The organism is Chitinophaga terrae (ex Kim and Jung 2007) (assembly GCF_900107795.1).
Taxonomy (GTDB): Bacteria; Bacteroidota; Bacteroidia; order Chitinophagales; family Chitinophagaceae; genus Chitinophaga; species Chitinophaga terrae.
Genome location: NZ_FNRL01000010.1, coordinates 197,764 through 215,029, shown reverse-complemented (window position 1 = coordinate 215,029; position 17,266 = coordinate 197,764). Strand labels below are relative to the sequence as shown.

Annotated in this window: 16 protein-coding genes; 11 read left to right on the top strand and 5 right to left on the bottom strand. The window is 46.1% G+C overall.

Going from position 1 to position 17,266, the window contains the following annotated elements:
• Positions 1–771: 771 nt before the first annotated feature.
• Positions 772–2,379: a glycoside hydrolase family 43 protein gene (locus tag BLV62_RS13170; protein ID WP_089762347.1), complete on the top strand. Its 1,608-nt coding sequence runs from the start codon at positions 772–774 to the stop codon at positions 2,377–2,379.
• A 78-nt stretch (positions 2,380–2,457) separates the two neighbouring features.
• Here the strand turns inward: BLV62_RS13170 and BLV62_RS13165 are convergent, their stop codons facing one another.
• Positions 2,458–3,165: a sterol desaturase family protein gene (locus BLV62_RS13165; RefSeq protein WP_089762345.1), complete on the bottom strand. Its 708-nt coding sequence runs from the start codon at positions 3,163–3,165 to the stop codon at positions 2,458–2,460.
• A gap of 241 nt (positions 3,166–3,406) precedes the next feature.
• On the opposite strand from BLV62_RS13165, the gene BLV62_RS13160 reads away from it, so the two are divergent.
• Positions 3,407–4,507 carry an acyltransferase family protein gene (locus BLV62_RS13160; protein ID WP_089762319.1) on the top strand — a complete coding sequence of 367 codons (1,101 nt, stop codon included), beginning with the start codon at positions 3,407–3,409 and terminating at the stop codon, positions 4,505–4,507.
• 301 nt (positions 4,508–4,808) lie between these two features.
• Positions 4,809–5,243 (top strand): MarR family winged helix-turn-helix transcriptional regulator, encoded by a 435-nt coding sequence (locus tag BLV62_RS13155; RefSeq protein WP_089762317.1) that lies wholly within the window; start codon positions 4,809–4,811, stop codon positions 5,241–5,243.
• A gap of 39 nt (positions 5,244–5,282) precedes the next feature.
• On the opposite strand, the gene BLV62_RS13150 is transcribed toward BLV62_RS13155, so the two are convergent.
• The gene (locus tag BLV62_RS13150; RefSeq protein ID WP_089762315.1) at positions 5,283–6,692 is read right to left on the bottom strand and encodes a WG repeat-containing protein; all 1,410 of its coding nucleotides are present in this window, start codon (positions 6,690–6,692) and stop codon (positions 5,283–5,285) included.
• A gap of 88 nt (positions 6,693–6,780) precedes the next feature.
• Between BLV62_RS13150 and BLV62_RS13145 the strand changes: the two genes are divergently transcribed.
• The 7 genes from BLV62_RS13145 (at position 6,781) to BLV62_RS13115 (ending at position 12,790) form a co-directional block, all read left to right on the top strand.
• On the top strand, positions 6,781–7,743 hold the full coding sequence (locus tag BLV62_RS13145) for a DUF5996 family protein (RefSeq protein ID WP_089762344.1): 963 nt from the start codon (positions 6,781–6,783) through the stop codon (positions 7,741–7,743).
• 223 nt (positions 7,744–7,966) lie between these two features.
• Entirely contained in the window at positions 7,967–9,607 is a 1,641-nt protein-coding gene (locus BLV62_RS13140) for an AAA family ATPase (protein ID WP_089762313.1), read from the top strand.
• A 10-nt stretch (positions 9,608–9,617) separates the two neighbouring features.
• Complete coding sequence (locus BLV62_RS13135; RefSeq protein ID WP_139170149.1) at positions 9,618–10,052, top strand: hypothetical protein; 435 nt, start codon at positions 9,618–9,620, stop codon at positions 10,050–10,052.
• Entirely contained in the window at positions 10,052–10,264 is a 213-nt protein-coding gene (locus BLV62_RS13130; RefSeq protein WP_089762310.1) for a DUF2997 domain-containing protein, read from the top strand. Before BLV62_RS13135 ends, BLV62_RS13130 begins: the two co-directional genes overlap by 1 nt.
• A gap of 1 nt (position 10,265) precedes the next feature.
• Positions 10,266–11,336 (top strand): ComEA family DNA-binding protein, encoded by a 1,071-nt coding sequence (locus tag BLV62_RS13125; RefSeq protein ID WP_089762308.1) that lies wholly within the window; start codon positions 10,266–10,268, stop codon positions 11,334–11,336.
• Between the two features lie 101 nt (positions 11,337–11,437).
• On the top strand, positions 11,438–12,040 hold the full coding sequence (locus BLV62_RS13120) for a 4Fe-4S single cluster domain-containing protein (RefSeq protein ID WP_089762306.1): 603 nt from the start codon (positions 11,438–11,440) through the stop codon (positions 12,038–12,040).
• 426 nt (positions 12,041–12,466) lie between these two features.
• Positions 12,467–12,790, top strand: a complete 324-nt coding sequence (locus BLV62_RS13115) for a hypothetical protein (protein ID WP_089762305.1) — start codon at positions 12,467–12,469, stop codon at positions 12,788–12,790.
• A gap of 61 nt (positions 12,791–12,851) precedes the next feature.
• Here BLV62_RS13115 and BLV62_RS13110 read toward each other — a convergent pair whose 3' ends face one another.
• From BLV62_RS13110 to BLV62_RS13100, 3 genes are all read right to left on the bottom strand, one after another.
• Entirely contained in the window at positions 12,852–13,271 is a 420-nt protein-coding gene (locus BLV62_RS13110; RefSeq protein WP_089762303.1) for an SH3 domain-containing protein, read from the bottom strand.
• A 27-nt stretch (positions 13,272–13,298) separates the two neighbouring features.
• A complete protein-coding gene (locus BLV62_RS13105; RefSeq protein ID WP_089762301.1) occupies positions 13,299–13,790 on the bottom strand; it encodes a BON domain-containing protein in 492 nt (163 codons plus the stop codon).
• Positions 13,791–13,961: 171 nt separating this feature from the next.
• Positions 13,962–14,510 (bottom strand): hypothetical protein, encoded by a 549-nt coding sequence (locus tag BLV62_RS13100; protein ID WP_139170147.1) that lies wholly within the window; start codon positions 14,508–14,510, stop codon positions 13,962–13,964.
• Positions 14,511–14,742: 232 nt separating this feature from the next.
• Here BLV62_RS13100 and BLV62_RS13095 point away from each other — a divergent pair, with 232 nt between their 5' ends.
• A complete protein-coding gene (locus BLV62_RS13095) occupies positions 14,743–17,265 on the top strand; it encodes a TonB-dependent receptor (RefSeq protein ID WP_139170145.1) in 2,523 nt (840 codons plus the stop codon).
• Position 17,266: the final 1 nt, after the last annotated feature.

Here is a 17,266-nt window from a genome sequence, read left to right as displayed (position 1 = left end):
TATAAAAACATACGGATGTCATAAATAAATAGTTTTCAAAAAATGAGTTACTTATCATTTTTCATGACTTGCATGAATTGTTGAGCAACTTAGATAAGCTTTCTTTGGTTGATACATCGTCGCGAGCTATTCCATCCTCGCATGTATTGAATTCGATCTATAAGTAGGAGAGATAAACCTGGGGTTTGCTTACATATTTACGCAGGTCGATCTCAGTTAACGCTGCTTGAGCCTTGGGATCGCTCGGACTAATCGTAATGAAACCGAACCTGCGCAATTATTTATACGGTGGCAGTGGCCGCGCATTTTTTGCTGTCAAATTTCTGTGTCGTTAGATTAGTCCTGCAACGAATTCCGCTTTCTGTATCCCCCCTTTTAATATACCTTTCGCCTATGACAGGATAACCCCCGGTAAGATAATCCGCGCCAAAATATAGGTTGGAAGTCGATATCACGATAATTATAACCCCCTTGATGCATCGTAAATCTACCGATAAATGGGATAAGCTGGAGCTTAGCGACGCAAGAATGGAAGGCTTACTCATAAATTTTTCTGTTAATAAAACAACTTGGCCTGAAAAAAGATATTTCGATTATGCATTCATCAAACTGGTCTTAAAAAAAATAATTGTAAAAATGACAAGTATTTTTTTTAAGATTGCATTCACTTACCCGGCAGAAAAAACAATTAGTATTTCAACGTTATGAATAATTTCTGGCCGGCGCACTTGTGACAGGAAACAGCCAGCCTGTCGACTAACGATGATAAGCATGATCAATACTAAAAAATTCATCTCTCTTTTATCTCTTGCATTCCTGTCCTTTAACCTCTTCGGCCAACATACCGGGAAATGGGGCGACCAGGGGAATGGAACATATACGAACCCGGTAATACCAGCCGATTTCAGCGATCTCGACGCTATCCGCGTCGGCAACGACTTCTATGCCATTTCTTCTACCATGCAATACTCGCCAGGCATGGCGGTGCTGCATTCAAAAGATCTTGTCAACTGGCAAGTCATAAGTCATGTAGTTAACGACCTTACTAAAATCAGCCCTAACCTCAACTGGGATAAAATGAACAGTTATGGAAGAGGGGTTTGGGCGGGCTCCATACGTTATTACAAAAACAAATTCTGGGTATATTTCGGTACCCCGAACGACGGTTTTTTCATGAGCAGCGCAACCAATCCTGCCGGGCCCTGGTCGCCGCTTCACCAGGTATGGAAGATCTCCGGCTGGGACGACTGCTGCTCTTTCTGTGATGAAGACGGGCAGTTATATTTTATTGCTACCAATTTCGAAAAAGACCCCAGGAATAATAAGAAATATAATATCCATCTTTTCAGGATGTCGGACGATGGAAAAGAGCTGCTGATGGAATCAGACAGTATTGTTCATCAGTCGCCCGGCAGCGAGGCAAACAAGTTGTATAAGATCAACGGGTACTACTACCATCTGTTCAGCGAAGTGAAAGAGGAAGGACGGGTACTCATGATGAAACGTTCCAAAAAACTTCCCGGGCCCTGGGAAATAAGGCAGTTGAACCACGTTAACAAAGCGTTGGATAAAGAACCCAACCAGGGAGGCTTGATGCAGTTGCCGGATGGAAACTGGTATTTCTTTACGCATCACGGGTCCGGCGACTGGGAAGGCCGCGCTGCCAGCCTGCTGCCTGTCACATGGCTGGATGGCTGGCCTGTTATCGGGGAAGTGGGTAAAGACAGCATCGGCTCAATGGTTTGGGCCGGACGTAAACCGATTAACATACCAGGCATAAAGAAAGAGATACAGGCAGATGATAATTTTAATTCATCGAAGCTTCTCCCACAATGGGAATGGAACTACCAGCCAAGAGCCGACAAATGGTCGCTGACCGCGCGTAAGGGATTTTTGAGATTGTATGCTTTCCTACCCCTTAAGCCAACCAGTGGAAATATTCTCATGAAAGCAGGTAATACCATCACCCAGCGAAGCTGGCGTACTTCTTCCAATGAAGTAACTGTTAAAATAGAGATAACGGGAATGTGTAACGGCCAGTATGCAGGCCTGACCCATTTTTCAACCTCCGCTACCAGTTGCATAGGAATAAAGCAGGTAAATAATTCCAGGTATCTGACTTATACCAATAATAACAATGATACGCCTGGAACAAAGATAACGGGCAAGGTTATATGGCTGCGATCCACCTGGGATTTGAAAGGAATGAACACATATTCTTATAGCCTTGATGGTAAATCATTCCTGCCATTCGGTGAATCCAACCAACTTGCCTGGGGAAGTTACCGCGGCGATAGGGTAGGCATCTTCAACTATAATACGGAGTCGGAATGCGGGTTCGTAGACGTTGATTCTTTCCTTTACAGGTATTCAAAATAAACCGAAGGCCCGGCGTACAAAAAACAATTCGTGGTGTTTGGTATGGAAGGTACCCGGCTAAAACGCTACCGGGGTTACTTACAACCCTTCTTTATAGGTTCCGAATACCCGGTCCCAGATACTGGTATAGAACCCGAAATTGGCCGTTATGTCTTGATGATGCCGGTGATGAAAAGCGGAGGTGCCCAACCATTTGGCTGCGATCCTGCCTGTTGAAGTATCCACTCTCAATGGTTCAAAACCCAGGTGTCCCACTATCCCGGAAACGATATTCAGGGCCAGGTAAACAATAATTCCCCAGATATTGAAATCTCCTGCAACCAGCAGTACCAGCCATAGCATACCAAAACCAATGGTTTCTATAGGGTGCAGTATAAACAGGTCGATAGGCGTGGGATCTACCGCCTCGTGGTGCATGCCGTGTATATACCTGTATAATACTGTATGATGTATGGCGTAATGGAAGATATACATTAAAAGATCCATCGCCAGTAACAGGATCAGCACATCTGCAAAAGAGCGCCAGCTCCATCCGAAAGTAATATGGATCAGTTGATGTTTCCATGCCCAGGCGCCTGCATAGGTGATGAGAGAATTGATCAGCACTGTCAACAGCGCCAGTTGCCATTCCTGCCGGCTAACCCGGTGCGGCTCCATGCCATAAGCGCGCCTGATTCGATAACCCAATGCTACAGGTATTAAGAAAACAACGAGGTTTTCTGCAATTATAACCAGGAACAACAATGGAAATGGCAAAGCGACCAACGATTGAAATAAGTCTTCCATCTTACCGGCAAACATAGGGATTTTTCTTTTATAACCCTGGCGGCTCAATTTACCCGGCGATATAGTTTGAACAAATTGGGAACCGCCATACACTCTTTCCAGCCGGCCGGCCGGAAAGAGGCGACGCCCGTTGCCTGAGAACTGATATCATTTTCACATATAGTACTGCTATTGTAACCCTTGTTTCATTTCTTGCGCTTCGTTGATTATTTTAATCGGATCAGCGTCGAAAATCTGCGTTATGGATCAGCATCTGTTACAGTCGCGGCCTCATTTTGAAGCCCTGGATGGCTTAAGAGGACTTGCGGCACTCTCAATTGTCGTATTTCATTTATACGAGTTTATTACTCCCGATTATACGTTAAGCCCTATCGGCCACGGTTACCTGGCGGTAGACTTCTTCTTTTGCCTTTCCGGCTTCGTGATCGGCTATGCATACGACGAACGGGCAATAAAGCTAGGGGCCAGGCAGTTCTTCCTGAACCGTTTGATCAGGCTGCACCCCATGGTGATCTGGGGGAGCGTGATAGGATTGCTGGGCTTTATTTACGATCCCTTTTCCAACGCTGTCACTGAAGCCGGTTGGATAAAAACAACGGCGGCTTTTCTCTGTTCATTGTTGATGCTGCCTTCACCTATACTGCCCGGCCGCGGCGGTGGGCTGTTCCCGCTCAATACTCCCGCCTGGTCTTTATTCCAGGAGTATATCATTAACATCTTCTATGTGCTGGTGCTGCTGAAGCTTCCTAAACGCTGGCTGACCGGCTTTTTCATCGTATCTGCCATCTGGCTTTCATGGGTAGCGCAATACAGGGGATGGATCATTACAGGTTGGGACGCTCCAACATTCTATGATGGTTTTGCCAGGGTAAGCTGTTCTTTTCTTGCTGGCCTGGTGGTATACCGGTTTGGGCTGATCATCCGGCACAGGATAAATTTCCTCTTGATTGCCGCGTTGTTGCTGGGCGTTTTTATATTCCCACACCGGAACAACGATTGGATAACGGAGATGTTTATCGTGTTATTCGTGTTCCCATTGCTGCTGGCGCTGGGTGCAGGGGCCATGGTGCATGGATGGATAAAGGCCTGCTGCGTTTTTATAGGAAGATTATCTTACCCCTTGTATATGACACATATCTGGCTGGTGTGGATCTTCGGGAATTACCTGAATGTTGCCAAGCCGGATAAAACAAGCATGTATACTGTCGCTGCCGGCATCTTTATCGCCTCCTGCCTGTTGGGATATATCGCGCTGAAGTTTTACGACGAGCCTGTGAGAGCCTGGCTCACAAAAAGGCTTACCCGCAGGTTGCAAGCGGAAAAAGTTCCCGCGGGTAAATAGTGAAATTAACTCAATCAACTACCAGACATCGATTGCCTTTTCCCGGAAATTTTTAGCAATAGATGAAAGAATATCATAACCTGCATACAAAAACCGGAATGCCTGTATCACCGTGCCAATGGCCGGTTTGAATCTGCTTTAAGCTGTGCTTTCCCGCTCACTTCCAGGGCCGATAACAGAATTTTATACCTAACTCCAATGGGGGGAGGTTCGCTTTTAAGGCGTCTATATACCAAAAGAGGCATCCTGACTGGCTGGTCAATTAACCCAAACTAATGCCAGCAGGGGAATTTTAGCATTTATGAACAAGCTACAAATCGAAGAATTACCACTACGCAGGCAACTTGCACTCAATCTGGTAAAAACATTTAACTGGGTAACCGAGCATTGGCAACGCTTCTTCGAAGCCTATGGCCTGACTTCCCAGCAGTACAATGTTTTGAAAATTATTGCTGAAGCAGAAAGACCCCTTTCTACATCTGAGATCCTTAACAAAATGGTGGAAAAAAGCGCCGGCGTATCCAGGTTGGTAGACCGACTGGTAATAAAGAACCTCGTGGAGAAAAAAATAAACGCCAGCGACAAACGGCTGATAGATGTTAGTCTTACCCCTACAGGCACGGCATTGCTATATGAAATTGCCGAAAACCTGGAGAAGGTCGACGAAGTATATGCTGTATTGGACGAGGAAGAAGCTGAAACGCTGAACCGGCTCCTGGCAAAGATTTGCCAATAGTTTGCATGCCAAACATAGCGCCATTGTTATGAAGCCTGCTTACCTTTCTTCATACGGGTCCATAATATTTCCTGAAAAATAAAACTTTTTACGCCAGAATTGCGCAGGGTTTACACTTCCTTCAATCGCATTGCTATACACCGGCGGCGCAGCATAATTGACCTTTAGCGCAAGCCTCAGCTTTGTTTTGATACTCCCTTCATATACAGGGCATTTGAGCAGCCAATATTCATTTGGTGGAAGGAAAGTACTACCGTAGCTATTACCACACGAGCTGGAAGGAATATTTTCTATATCCTTCCACTCGTTGGCGGAATTCAGGGCCTGCATGGTGCAATAAAGACAGTAATCCTGCAATGAGAACTTCACAGGCTCCCCCGTAGTATTAAATACATATACATTATAACCCTGGTACACTTGCAGGAATGTATCCTTTTTACTCACGTCAATGACTATACTAAGCTGCTGGCGGGGTACATTGGGTTGTACGATGGGCCTGGACGTATCACCTGGAATATCCCTTCTGCCGTCCTTAGGCTGAACATACATGTAAGACCCGCCCTGGTAATCTATATTGACAGGAGTACACCGGGGCAGGGAGCTGTCCCGCCAGATAATTCTCCCGGTAGTATCAACCAGGGCCAGTTTACCTTTAATTGTTCCTCTTAATATACCTCCTGTAAAACCATTGGGATCATAAGACTCCAGCACGGGTGGCAGGGTCTTCTCATCCTGGTAACGGCCCGCGCCAAAGTGCTGTTTCCCGTTTGCATCGATCACCGACGATTTGCCATCTTCAGTCATTACTTCATAGTAATTGTCGTCCAACGCCGAGATGGCGGCGTAGCGGCCCAATGGCACGATAAACCTTCCCGTAGGATCAGCCAGCCCTGTCAGCCTTCCGGTTTCAACAATAAACCTGTTATTATTTGGGTAGATGCGTTCATACAAGGTATCCAATACCAGGCGGCCGGAAAGATCTATCATCCCTTGCAGGCGCTTTGCACTGCCTATGATCGCACAACCATACTGGTCAAAAGGTTGAGGGTCTGTGAATGGCCTTTTAAATGCTACCTTGCCATCACGCTGAATATAATAGCCTTTGTCGCCCTTGTACGCTACCGCCATACCATTGTGAAACGGCTCCGCAAATTCAAAGACCGGCGGAATTTCATATTTACCGTCGCTGTTGATATACCCATAATAACCATGCTCTCTTACGTTCGCCAAACCTTCAGAAAAATCATTCGCGGCGTAAAAGCGAGGAGCAATAACTATTTTTCCATCCTTATCTATAAATCCTGCTTTATTGTTTTCCCATATTACAAACAGTTGGGGGCCAGTATTATCTTCTTTCCAGATATTGAATTGGGATCCGCGATTTGAGTTACATGCAAACAGCAACCCCGCTATTATGATCAGCAAAAGGGTATGGGAAATAAATTTCATGACAGGCAACAAAGAGTTCCGACGAATTTACAAAACCCTGGCAACCTATTCTTCTTCTTTTTTGTTAATCTATGCAAATGTTACTGCTATGAAGATAAGTATGCCGAAACAAGGACCCTGGCCGGAATTACAATATGATAACTGGAAAGATACACTGGCTACCGTACATCTGTGGACCCAGATCGTTGGCAAGATCAGGTTAAGAAAAATGCCCTGGTTGAATCATTCCTGGCATGTAACGCTGTATGTAACGCCCTGGGGATTAAGTACAGACAGTATGCCCTACCAGGATGGATTATTCAGGATAGAATTCGATTTTATTCACCATGAACTCAATATCCAGACAAGCGCCGGGAATAAAGCGCAGGTTCAGTTAAAACCAATGACGGTGGCCGATTTCTATAAGGAGGTTTTCAGGCAATTGAAAGCATTGGATATTGATGTAGCTATTCACCCGGTACCCAGCGAAATTGAGAATGCAATACCGTTCGACAAAGACACGATCCATCAGTCGTACGACGCAGCCCGGATGCGCAATTTCTGGGAGGCGATCGTAAAGATCCATAATGTATTCACCCGTTTCAGGGCGCATTTCACGGGGAAGGTAAGCCCTGTTCATTTCTTCTGGGGAGCGTTTGACCTGGCGGTTACCCGTTTTTCGGGCAGAAATGCACCTGTACATCCCGGGCAGGCTCCGAATATGCCGGCAAGAGTGATGCAGGAAGCCTATTCAAAAGAAGTGAGCTCCTGCGGCTTCTGGCCAGGCAGCGATCAATTCCCCCATCCGGTTTTCTATGCTTATGCTTATCCCGGTCCTGAAGATTTCAGCCGGCAACCCGTACAGCCCTCCGAAGCTCAATGGAGCAAGGATCTGGGCGAATTCCTCCTGCCTTATGAAGTAGTTCAGCGATCCGCAAACCCTGAACAAACCTTGCTGGATTTTATGCAATCTACCTATGAAGCAGCGGCAAATACCGGGAACTGGGACCGTACGTCGCTGGAATGCGATCTATCCGGATTTGAGACAGCCTACGGTTGTTATAAGGAATGAAAAGAAAGACGGTTTATAAAGAGGCCCGGGGCCGTTGATGATCCAGGTTGCATGTTAGCATATCGGGAAAACTTTTCTTGCAATTAAGTTAACACCGGGAGACAATACCCTTTCATTTAAATTGCAGAAAAATTAATATATATTTACCCTGATTTCCTGTGAGCTTTTAAGGTGAAATAAATACCTGTCGCCAGAATGCCCGGAGTGAATAATAAAACCGATTATGCCTGCTACTGATTTTACTAAAGAACTTGCGGCCTTGATTAAAGCGCGTTTCCCTATCATCTATGTTGTAACCTGGGAAGAAAAGCGGTTTGTTGATACTGTAAAAGCAATGATACAAGATACTTCCCTGTTCTCGAAACCCAGGCCCGTATGGGAATGGACAGTAGTGGACGGCTTCTCCAAGAATAACAGGGTGGAGAAAGGAGATATTAAAACTCCCATGAGAGCCCTGGAGTTTGCAGATGAACTGGAGGAGGACGGCATCCTTATCCTGAAAGACCTGTACGCTCAATTGGCTTTGCCGAACTGCGAACAGAATGTTATCCGCAAACTGAAAGACCTGGTTTGGCGCATCAAGGAAGGCGATTGGTTAAAGACGGTGATCATTACAGGTCATGATAAATTTATACCGGACGCTTTACAAAAAGAGATCCTGATCAAGGAATTCGCTTTGCCAACAGCAGAAGAGATACAGCAAGTGCTGGTAAAGCTGGTGGAACAGAACCGCCAGAATCAACGCCTGCGTTTCGATATCGATTCCAACAATACTATTGCCCGTTTATGTGAGGCGGCCTGCGGGCTAACCCTCAACGAAGCGGAGAATGCTTTCGCGCTGTCGATGGTGAACGACGGCGTGTTGAATGCCACTGATGTCAGCACCATAGCCGAAGAAAAGAAACAGATCATTCACCGCAACGGCTTGCTGGAATTCAGCATGCCGAAGCTGAAGATGGAAGATATAGGCGGGCTCGAAAACCTGAAGAAATGGCTGGAAAAACGCGCTCAAAGCTGGTCTGAACAGGCCCGTAAATATAACATACCTGCGCCCCGCGGCGTATTGATCACCGGTTTGCCCGGTTGCGGTAAAAGTTTGACAGCTAAAACCGTGAGCACTTCATGGAATGTGCCGCTCCTGAGGCTCGACATGGGCGCTGTTTTCAGCGGTCTTGTGGGCAGCAGCGAACGCAATATGCGCACCGTGATCCAGACGGCCGAATCAATGGCCCCCTGCGTACTGTGGATAGATGAAATAGAGAAAGCATTTTCCGGTGTTGGTTCGTCGGGGGATAGTGGAACGGCAACCCGCCTGTTCGGAACTTTCCTCACCTGGATGCAGGAGAAAGAGAAGTTCGTATTCGTGGTAGCTACCGCCAATAACATCGATTTCCTGCCGCCTGAACTGATGCGTAAAGGACGTTTTGATGAGATATTCTTCGTGGATCTCCCAACCCGCGCGGAAAGAAAGATCATTATCGATATTCACCTGAAAAAAAGACTGACCCATCCCGACGTTATCGGCAACCTGAAACTGGACGATAGTTTTATTGATCCACTGGTCGAAAGAACAGAAGGCTTCACCGGCGCGGAAATAGAACAGGTAGTGATCAGCGGCCTGTTTGAAGCCTTTTCCGAAAACCGCGCTATCACGATAGACGATTTTATCACGGCTATTGAAAACACTGTTCCGCTGGTAGTGACGCAGTCAGAAAAGATCCGCGCGATCAGGGAATGGGCGAATGTAAGGGCCGTATCAGCCACGTCCATTAATCATAAGGCCTCCAATGGGCAGGCCGTAAATAACGACCCTAAGAAGCCGGATGAAGAGGCTTCACGGGGTGGAAGAAGTATTGAATTCTAAACTATATTCTATGAGTGTAAGATATCGCGTAACGCCACGTATCAAGATTGCAAGGCCCAAGCCCAGACCTCCCCGTCCGCAGAAGAAAGTATTTACTGTTTCAACAAAAATGACCAGCAGGGAGCTGGTGGTCAAAACCCTGCAAAAGCTGTACAATATAGAGATTAACAGTACCAATGAGGATTTTGAAGTAAAGGTAGACAGCTACCGGTTAGAGTTTGAAATGAGTAAAGATGGATGCTACGACATCCGGTACTCCAGCTTTAACTGGAGCAAGGCTGTAGATGAAATGGCCAAGGAAATTGAATCGGAATACCGCGGGATGTTGCAGGATTACATCTACAATGCTGTTAAAGCAAAGGCAGAAGAAAAAGGACTGGCGCTGGAACAGGAAACTGTGCAGAAGAACCAGGCTATCGTGTTAACCTTTAATTTGAACGGGTAATGGCTTCACAACGCAAACTGGTTATCTCAATAGATAAGGAGGGCAATGTAACCGCGGAAATCAACGGGGTAAAAGGACCGTCCTGCAAAGACTATGAAAAACTGATAGAACAACTGGTAGACGGGATGATCACCGACGAAACCCTGACATCAGAATTCTACGAACAGGAAAATAAGAACGACGACAGCACCAACCTGTCAAATAAGCTATAGTATGTTCATTCAACGGTTAGGAGGCTTATTGATAGGCTTTTTTGTGGGGATGCTGCCCTTTATCAATACACTGGCTGCCTCATTTTTTGCTTTTAATAAGAAGAGAAGAAGAATAGCAGTTTTCTACCTGGTAACTGCCGTTATCAACTTTGGATCTATTGTAGCTTTCAATCATTACGAGAATAAGGAGAAGGCTGCTGATCAGACTTTCATGCAAACATTCCAGGCTAACCTGCTCGAAGTAACAGTAAAAAGTGATGTGTTGATTGATACCCTGGAAATGGAAACCATTTTGAAACAGGTGTTGACCAATACTGCCGACCAGTTAATCCGTAAGGATGCCAGGCTTGAAGATATATTTCAAAATGCCCGCAATGGCCAACTTTCAGGAAGCCCCGAAGCAGCGTTTCATAAATTCAGTGTAGCCGTACAACAGGATTATGCCAGTAAAGCAGCTGCATTAAAGGGCAAAGGCAGGTATAACTTATCATTCGACCGCTCTGCCCTGGACGGTGCGCTGGGTCAGCAGGCGCGGGATTTCCTGAAAGACTATTTGTATAACAGGAAAAGCGTGTTATATGTACTCAGCGTTTGTCTGGTGGTAATCACTTTTTTTACCGGCTGGGTAGGCAGTATCCGGCAGGGATGGGATCTGTTCATTAATTCTTCCAGCAGCATTTCCGGTAATAATAGGGTGAAGGATAATGACCCGCTTTACCGGGCCTTTGAAGCTATTAGTACCGCCACTTCAGGGCCCTTACCCCAACAGGTGGAAGTGAACGAAACACAGGATAATCTGCCGCCCCGCCGGGAAGCAGAACAAGAGGATAGGGGAGCCGCTGGAAAGATAAACGTTAATACAGCAGGAGAAGATGAGTTGATGCAGCTTCGGGGAGTTAACCGGATCCTTGCCAAAAATATTATTGCTGAACGCAATACCGGCGGGTATTTCACCGGTATCGCCGATCTGCAGAAACGTATAGATCTTACTGCTGAACAGGTAGACAGGATAAGGAAGGACCTGGATTTTGAAGCGCCAAAAAGAGGAGGGGGAAGAGTGGTCGAATATTAAACCGAAAATAAAAAAGGCATGTAAATGTTTTAAAGCCCGTTCGCCGGGGTAAAGAAGGAGGGAAGAAAACAGTGAAGGAAGGATCATAGAATTTTAAATAAATGGAATTATATATAAATGAATTCATCCCGGTAACAGCGGTAGAAGGGCCGGGGCTCAGGGCCTGCCTCTGGGTGCAGGGTTGCTCTATCAGGTGTGACGACTGTATGGTGCCTCACACCTGGGACAGGAAGAAAGGTAAAGTGGCCGATACATCAGCATTATTGCAGATACTCCGGGAAACCCCGGGCATTGAGGGGCTTACGGTGTTAGGAGGAGAGCCGATGGACCAGGCGCCTGCATTGTTGCCATTCCTGGAGCAGGTGAAGGCATCAGGACTTTCGTTGATGCTGTTTAGCGGTTATACAAGGGAAGCTATTTTAGCCAGCGGTTGCCCGTATAAAGCAGCCATCATTGACTTATGCGATATCTTTATTGACGGGCCTTATGTAAAGGATTTAACCAGCTTTGACCGCCCCTGGGTGGGCTCCGGCAACCAGCGTATTTTCTTCCAGACAGAGAGATACCGGCATCTGGAGAATAACCTGCATACTATTGAAAATAAAGTGGAGATCCGGATCACAGATGAAGGAGAGATTGCCATTAATGGTATGATGCCTAAAGAGAAGTTTATTGAATTGCAACGTTCATTCAGGAAAATTTAAGTTAGTACTCCTACTATTAACAAGTTTTGGATTTGTCCGAATCCGCTTATTATTATTGAGATTTAACATCAGGCATGCGGTTATTTTGCAGTGATTTTTATTTAGTTGTATAAAAACAGAGGACAAACAGTTCGCAGAGATCCATAAAAAGTTTATTGAGGATTGATGGTTTTATTGGGGAATAATTCTAACTTCAATTTTACGAAAAAGAAATTTTTGACCCCTTTCCTGCCAGCTTTATGACTTTTAGATTTGTTTATTTGGTTACTATTTTTTAACGACTAAACCTCGTATATGAAACTCAACTTTAGATGCAAAGTAGGCTGCCTTGTTGTGTTGCTGGCTGCTGGAATGCATTGTACGTATGCTCAAAATGACATTAAAGAACGATCTGGATCATCAGATAAAAACTATTGTTACAACTCAATGAACCCTGACGATGTGAGAAAAGAAAGGTATGAAGTGAGCATGCTTCCTGTGATGCAGCATCCAACAGAAATTCCGGCAAGTTATAACCAGCAATTCGGGCCGCTGAACAAATCGTCCAAGCCTAGCGATCATCGCAGGGGACCTGTTGTTATGGAGCATAAGTCCGGTTCGCCGATTTTATTGGAACGTGGGGCGATCCTGGGTAAGTGCATTTATTTAAACAGATCATCAAAAGACACGATCACCTTGTATGTAGACATTTACAGCAGGGGATCGTTGATGATGCCGGTAGGATTGAAGTATTCCGGCGAGCAGAATTGAAAAAGAAAAACGGATATAGGTATTGGCCTATATCCGTTTTTTCTTTATGGTTAATGTATGATCAAACCGGTTTCAGGTACTGGGCGTAAGAATAGCCTTCAGCCCCGCCATCTGTGCGGATCAGCCACCATTGCTCATTCATTTTACTGATGAGGGTAACTATTTCTCCATGTGCCGCTTTGCCAACAATAGGCTGGTCGGTACCCGGTCCTTTACGGATATTCAGATTAGATGATTCAGTAACGACTTTCAACTTTGCACCCTCAACTGCGGTAGCCACTTGTATATCCATTACTACATCGCCGGTCAGGAAGTTGGGGTCGATCTTGCCATAGATATTCCATAGCTGATCTTTTACTTCCCCGCTTGGAGCGATGCCGTTAATATGCAATACTCCATCCTGTTCTGCAACCTGCAGGTTGGTAGTTCCTGATGCTTTGGCTGCATCAATTAACTCTTTATATTTTTCCTGTAATGCCATAATCTCGATTTTTTAAGGGGTCTTTATTTATTTAACTTTTAAACCTGATGCATCCACTTTTTTAGGATGTAATGCGTCTAATGCCATTTTCAGGGTTTTCCAGCGCGCTGCTTTTTCTTCGCCGGTTACAGTCAGTACTCCATCTTTTACATCCACTTTCACTCCGGGGAAATCTTTAATAACGTCATTTACCGCAGTTTTTAAAGAATCATCAGCAGTGATGGCTACCGGCGCTGCAGGAGGCGGTGGAGGCGGGGCAACAGAGATATTGTTCGACACGCTTTTTACATCCTTAACAGTTTTGGCGGCGTTTTCAGCAGCGGTCTTTTCTTCTTCTGAATTCACCGTTCCTGAAAGCGTTACAACACCGTCTTTAACGTCCGCAGTCACACCGGGAACAGACGAAATAGCAGTGGTCACACTTGCCTGGATGTCGGAATCTTTGGGTTTGCTCTTACATGAGATCATGAATAATAGCCCGATGGCCAGAATGGAAGTGGTCAGGTGCTTGAGTTTCATAGCTTTACTGAGGTTTTAATATGAAATAATACTGTTTAAGTTAAGTATCTTTTTTCAACCTGCAATAAATCTGCAGTGACTAATTTATTAAATCTCAGCTTCCGGCCATCTTAGATAAAAAAGAAAACCCGGCTGGCTGACTGGCCGGCCGGGTTAAAAACTAAAATGTCTTTACTTCCTGATAAGCATGATACGCATATCGCGCTTAATTTCCTGGTCCGTTGAAGGAAAAGGAAGGATAAGAGGGGTAAGTACAGGAACACTGGTGATATAACGGTCGTTGATCTCATCCAACGGCCATATCTCCGTCAATGTATGCAGGCTGTCTAAGATCAATAGTTGCTTCTCCTGGGAATTAAACTGCCAGAAAATCCGTTCCGTTTTCAATTTATGATTTAGTTCTACGGAAGGGTTATAAACGATAGTACCCGCAGCTGCCGGGAACCATTTGGAAATATCAATAGGCCGGGGAACGGGAGGAGTGGTAAAAACAACATCCACTTTTGTAATACTGCCGGAAAAATCCCGGTTAAATACATAATTCACATTGCCGTGTTGTTGTACGCTATCTAAATTTACCACTGGCCAATCTTCATTCATTTTTATTTGCACATAGGCCGACCAGGATCCGATTACTTTGTCGTCGCTGGGTTTTGATTCTTTCTTACAGGCAAAGGTCAGGGTTGCTACAGCCAAAAGAAACAACTTCCTTTTTTTCATAATGTAGGTTTTAGGTGCTGCAAGGATACTGTATTGTTTCAATAAAACGCTTTTAAAAAAATATTTTTTTTCATTTATGGAATCCCGGAATTCGTGACATCATGCTGTTGAAAAGCCCTGTTGCAGGGTCAACTGAAATCTGGTATCATGGAAAGATTATTTTTATCGGGATAGCATGCCTGGCATATCCATAAACAGAAATACTATATTGCTAAACTCTAAATAGCATACCTTGAAATATCTATTGGCATTTCTATTATTACCTTTTTCTGTTGCAGGCCAGGAACAAAAACCCGTTGAACCGGTAAAATCAGCCGCCTACCGGCGTTTGATCGCTGGCGATACAACCGTAACCCCCGGCCTTCGTACTGCTGTAGATACCTTCCGGCTCAGAATATTTGCAGGCATTGATCAACCCATCAGGCGTATAAGATACCACGGGAATAGTATAGACGTAGACGTTAAGTACCCCCGCCAGCTTCGTTTAAGCGGCAGCTATAACGCCTCGCTTTCCATCAGGCAGGCCGGCAGGCAACCGGCTCTGCAAAAAACGTATGCCCAGGGCCGATCATCGGCCGATGGCCTCAAATGGTTTGGTCCCGCATCGAACGAGGTGTTCAGCTACGGACCCGCGTTGTCTGGCCTTGAATATAATGGCGTACCCAATGCCTACGACAGCAAAGGAGACCTGGTACCGGCCGGACAGGGAAACGGCGTTATGGCGCACCCTTATACGAACAGCGTTTTCAGAACCGCGGTGGCATTTGAACAACAGTTCAACCTGCAGGCCCGTATTATGAACTACAATACCATGGCGCATGAACTGAAACTGGGCTTTACCAATTCAACGGAAAAGACCTATATCAGGCAAAATAATAACCGGAACTATGGATTAACGACGTCTTACGCCGCACGGATAAAATGGCTGCTGCTCTCGCTCAAATACAGCCATGCAGCCGATAGATACGACAACAGTAACAGGAACGGCTTCCTCAACAAAGTATACCAGCAGTCGTTACTCACGCCGCCCAGCTTCGATAACGCAGCAGGCTACCTTGCAGGCTCCCGCCAACGCAGCTACAGCAACCAGGCAGATAATCCCTATTTCCTGCTTGCCGACAACGGCAATTACCTGAACAATACCCACCACCTGGCGAGTTTCACCCTGAAAAGACAGGAATACAGGAAGACCAGGTACTCACTGATTCAAAGCTTTGAAGTGAATAATAGCCGCAGCAGGGAAGGTTTTAAGCCTTACTCCGCCAACTGGCCGGATGGTAAGCTGCTCGACAGGGAAACGAACGATAAAAGCTATGAGATAAACGGGGAACTGGAACAGACGACCAACTACGGAGCTTCCAGGTTTTCCAGCTCTCTGAACGCAAACATGGGACTATCTACCGTTTGGGCAGGCATCCATAACGGCCTCCTGGACTACCGCTACCAGAGAACGGCCACCGAGTCGAGGATCGCATACAATACAAAGTTTAACGCGAACAATTTGAAACTGGTCCTGGATGTTGGAAACAAAACTTACCTGAGCAATACTACCGGTCAGCATTTCTTTTTCCTGCCACAGGGATCCTTAGAGGCCACTCTTCAGCAACTGGCCCCCGGATGGGACCTTGAACTGGGCCTGAGTTATTCGGAAGCGGCTGTGGAACGCGGGATTAACCAAAGCTACGGGTATGCAAACCTTACTACGCTGAGTGTAGACCGCGCAACTGCTTATTTTCCTGTTACGGAGGTGAACAGCTTTGATGGACTGAAGGCAACCCGGCATCGCGATTCAAAGATCAGCCTGGCCCTGAACAGCTTTAAGCTGGGGTTCACCGCCTACCTGTATAATAAAAAAGTGACGGACGATGTAGCGCCGCTGGCGCAGGGAAACCAGTTAAGCCTGGTAAATATCGGCGATCACCGTACCAGGGGGATAGACCTGGCCGTACGGTATGGAAACCAGATGTATCCCGCCGTTTTTTCCATGACCCATGAATTAATGTTCTCTGCCTATAAAACAAAAGTTACCAGGGCAGAAACAGGCTATAACCAGCTTGCTCTCTATGGGTTCAGCGATCTGCATACTGCCTGGATAGAAGGCATGCCTATGAATGTGATAGTGGGAAGCGCCTGGACGCGGGGCGCCGGCGGAGAGCTGATGATCGCAGAGGATGGTTACCCGTTCCCGCAAAAGTCGCTACAGGTGATCGGCGATCCGAATCCTGATTTCATCGTTAAATACGTCAATTCACTGATCTACAAACGTTGGACGCTCAATACCTCGCTGGAATGGAAGAAAGGCGGAGAAAAATGGAACGGCGCACAGGCAATCCTGGATTATTACGGCGTATCAGCCAACAGCGGCGACCAGAGAACGGTGAAAGGCTATGTATTCGACGGCGTGAAAACTGATAACAGCAAGAATACAAAGCCGGTCGATTTTTATGATCCCAAACAGCCGGTATACGAAAACCGATGGACCAGGTACGGCCCCTCAGGCGTGGGAGAAGCCTATATACAGAAGGCCGACTGGCTGAAGATCCGGGATATAAAACTGAGCTACTATTTCACTTTCAGGAAAGGTATCAGCCGGCTGGAAACCGGTGTATACCTGCGCAACCTCCTGCTATGGACGCCTTACAAGGGAGTGGACCCCGAACAGCAGCTGTTTGACCTTCCAGGCAGCCAGGGACTCGACTATTTTAACCTGCCCGCGGTGAAAACCATCGGGTGTAATGTCTCAATTCAATTCTGAA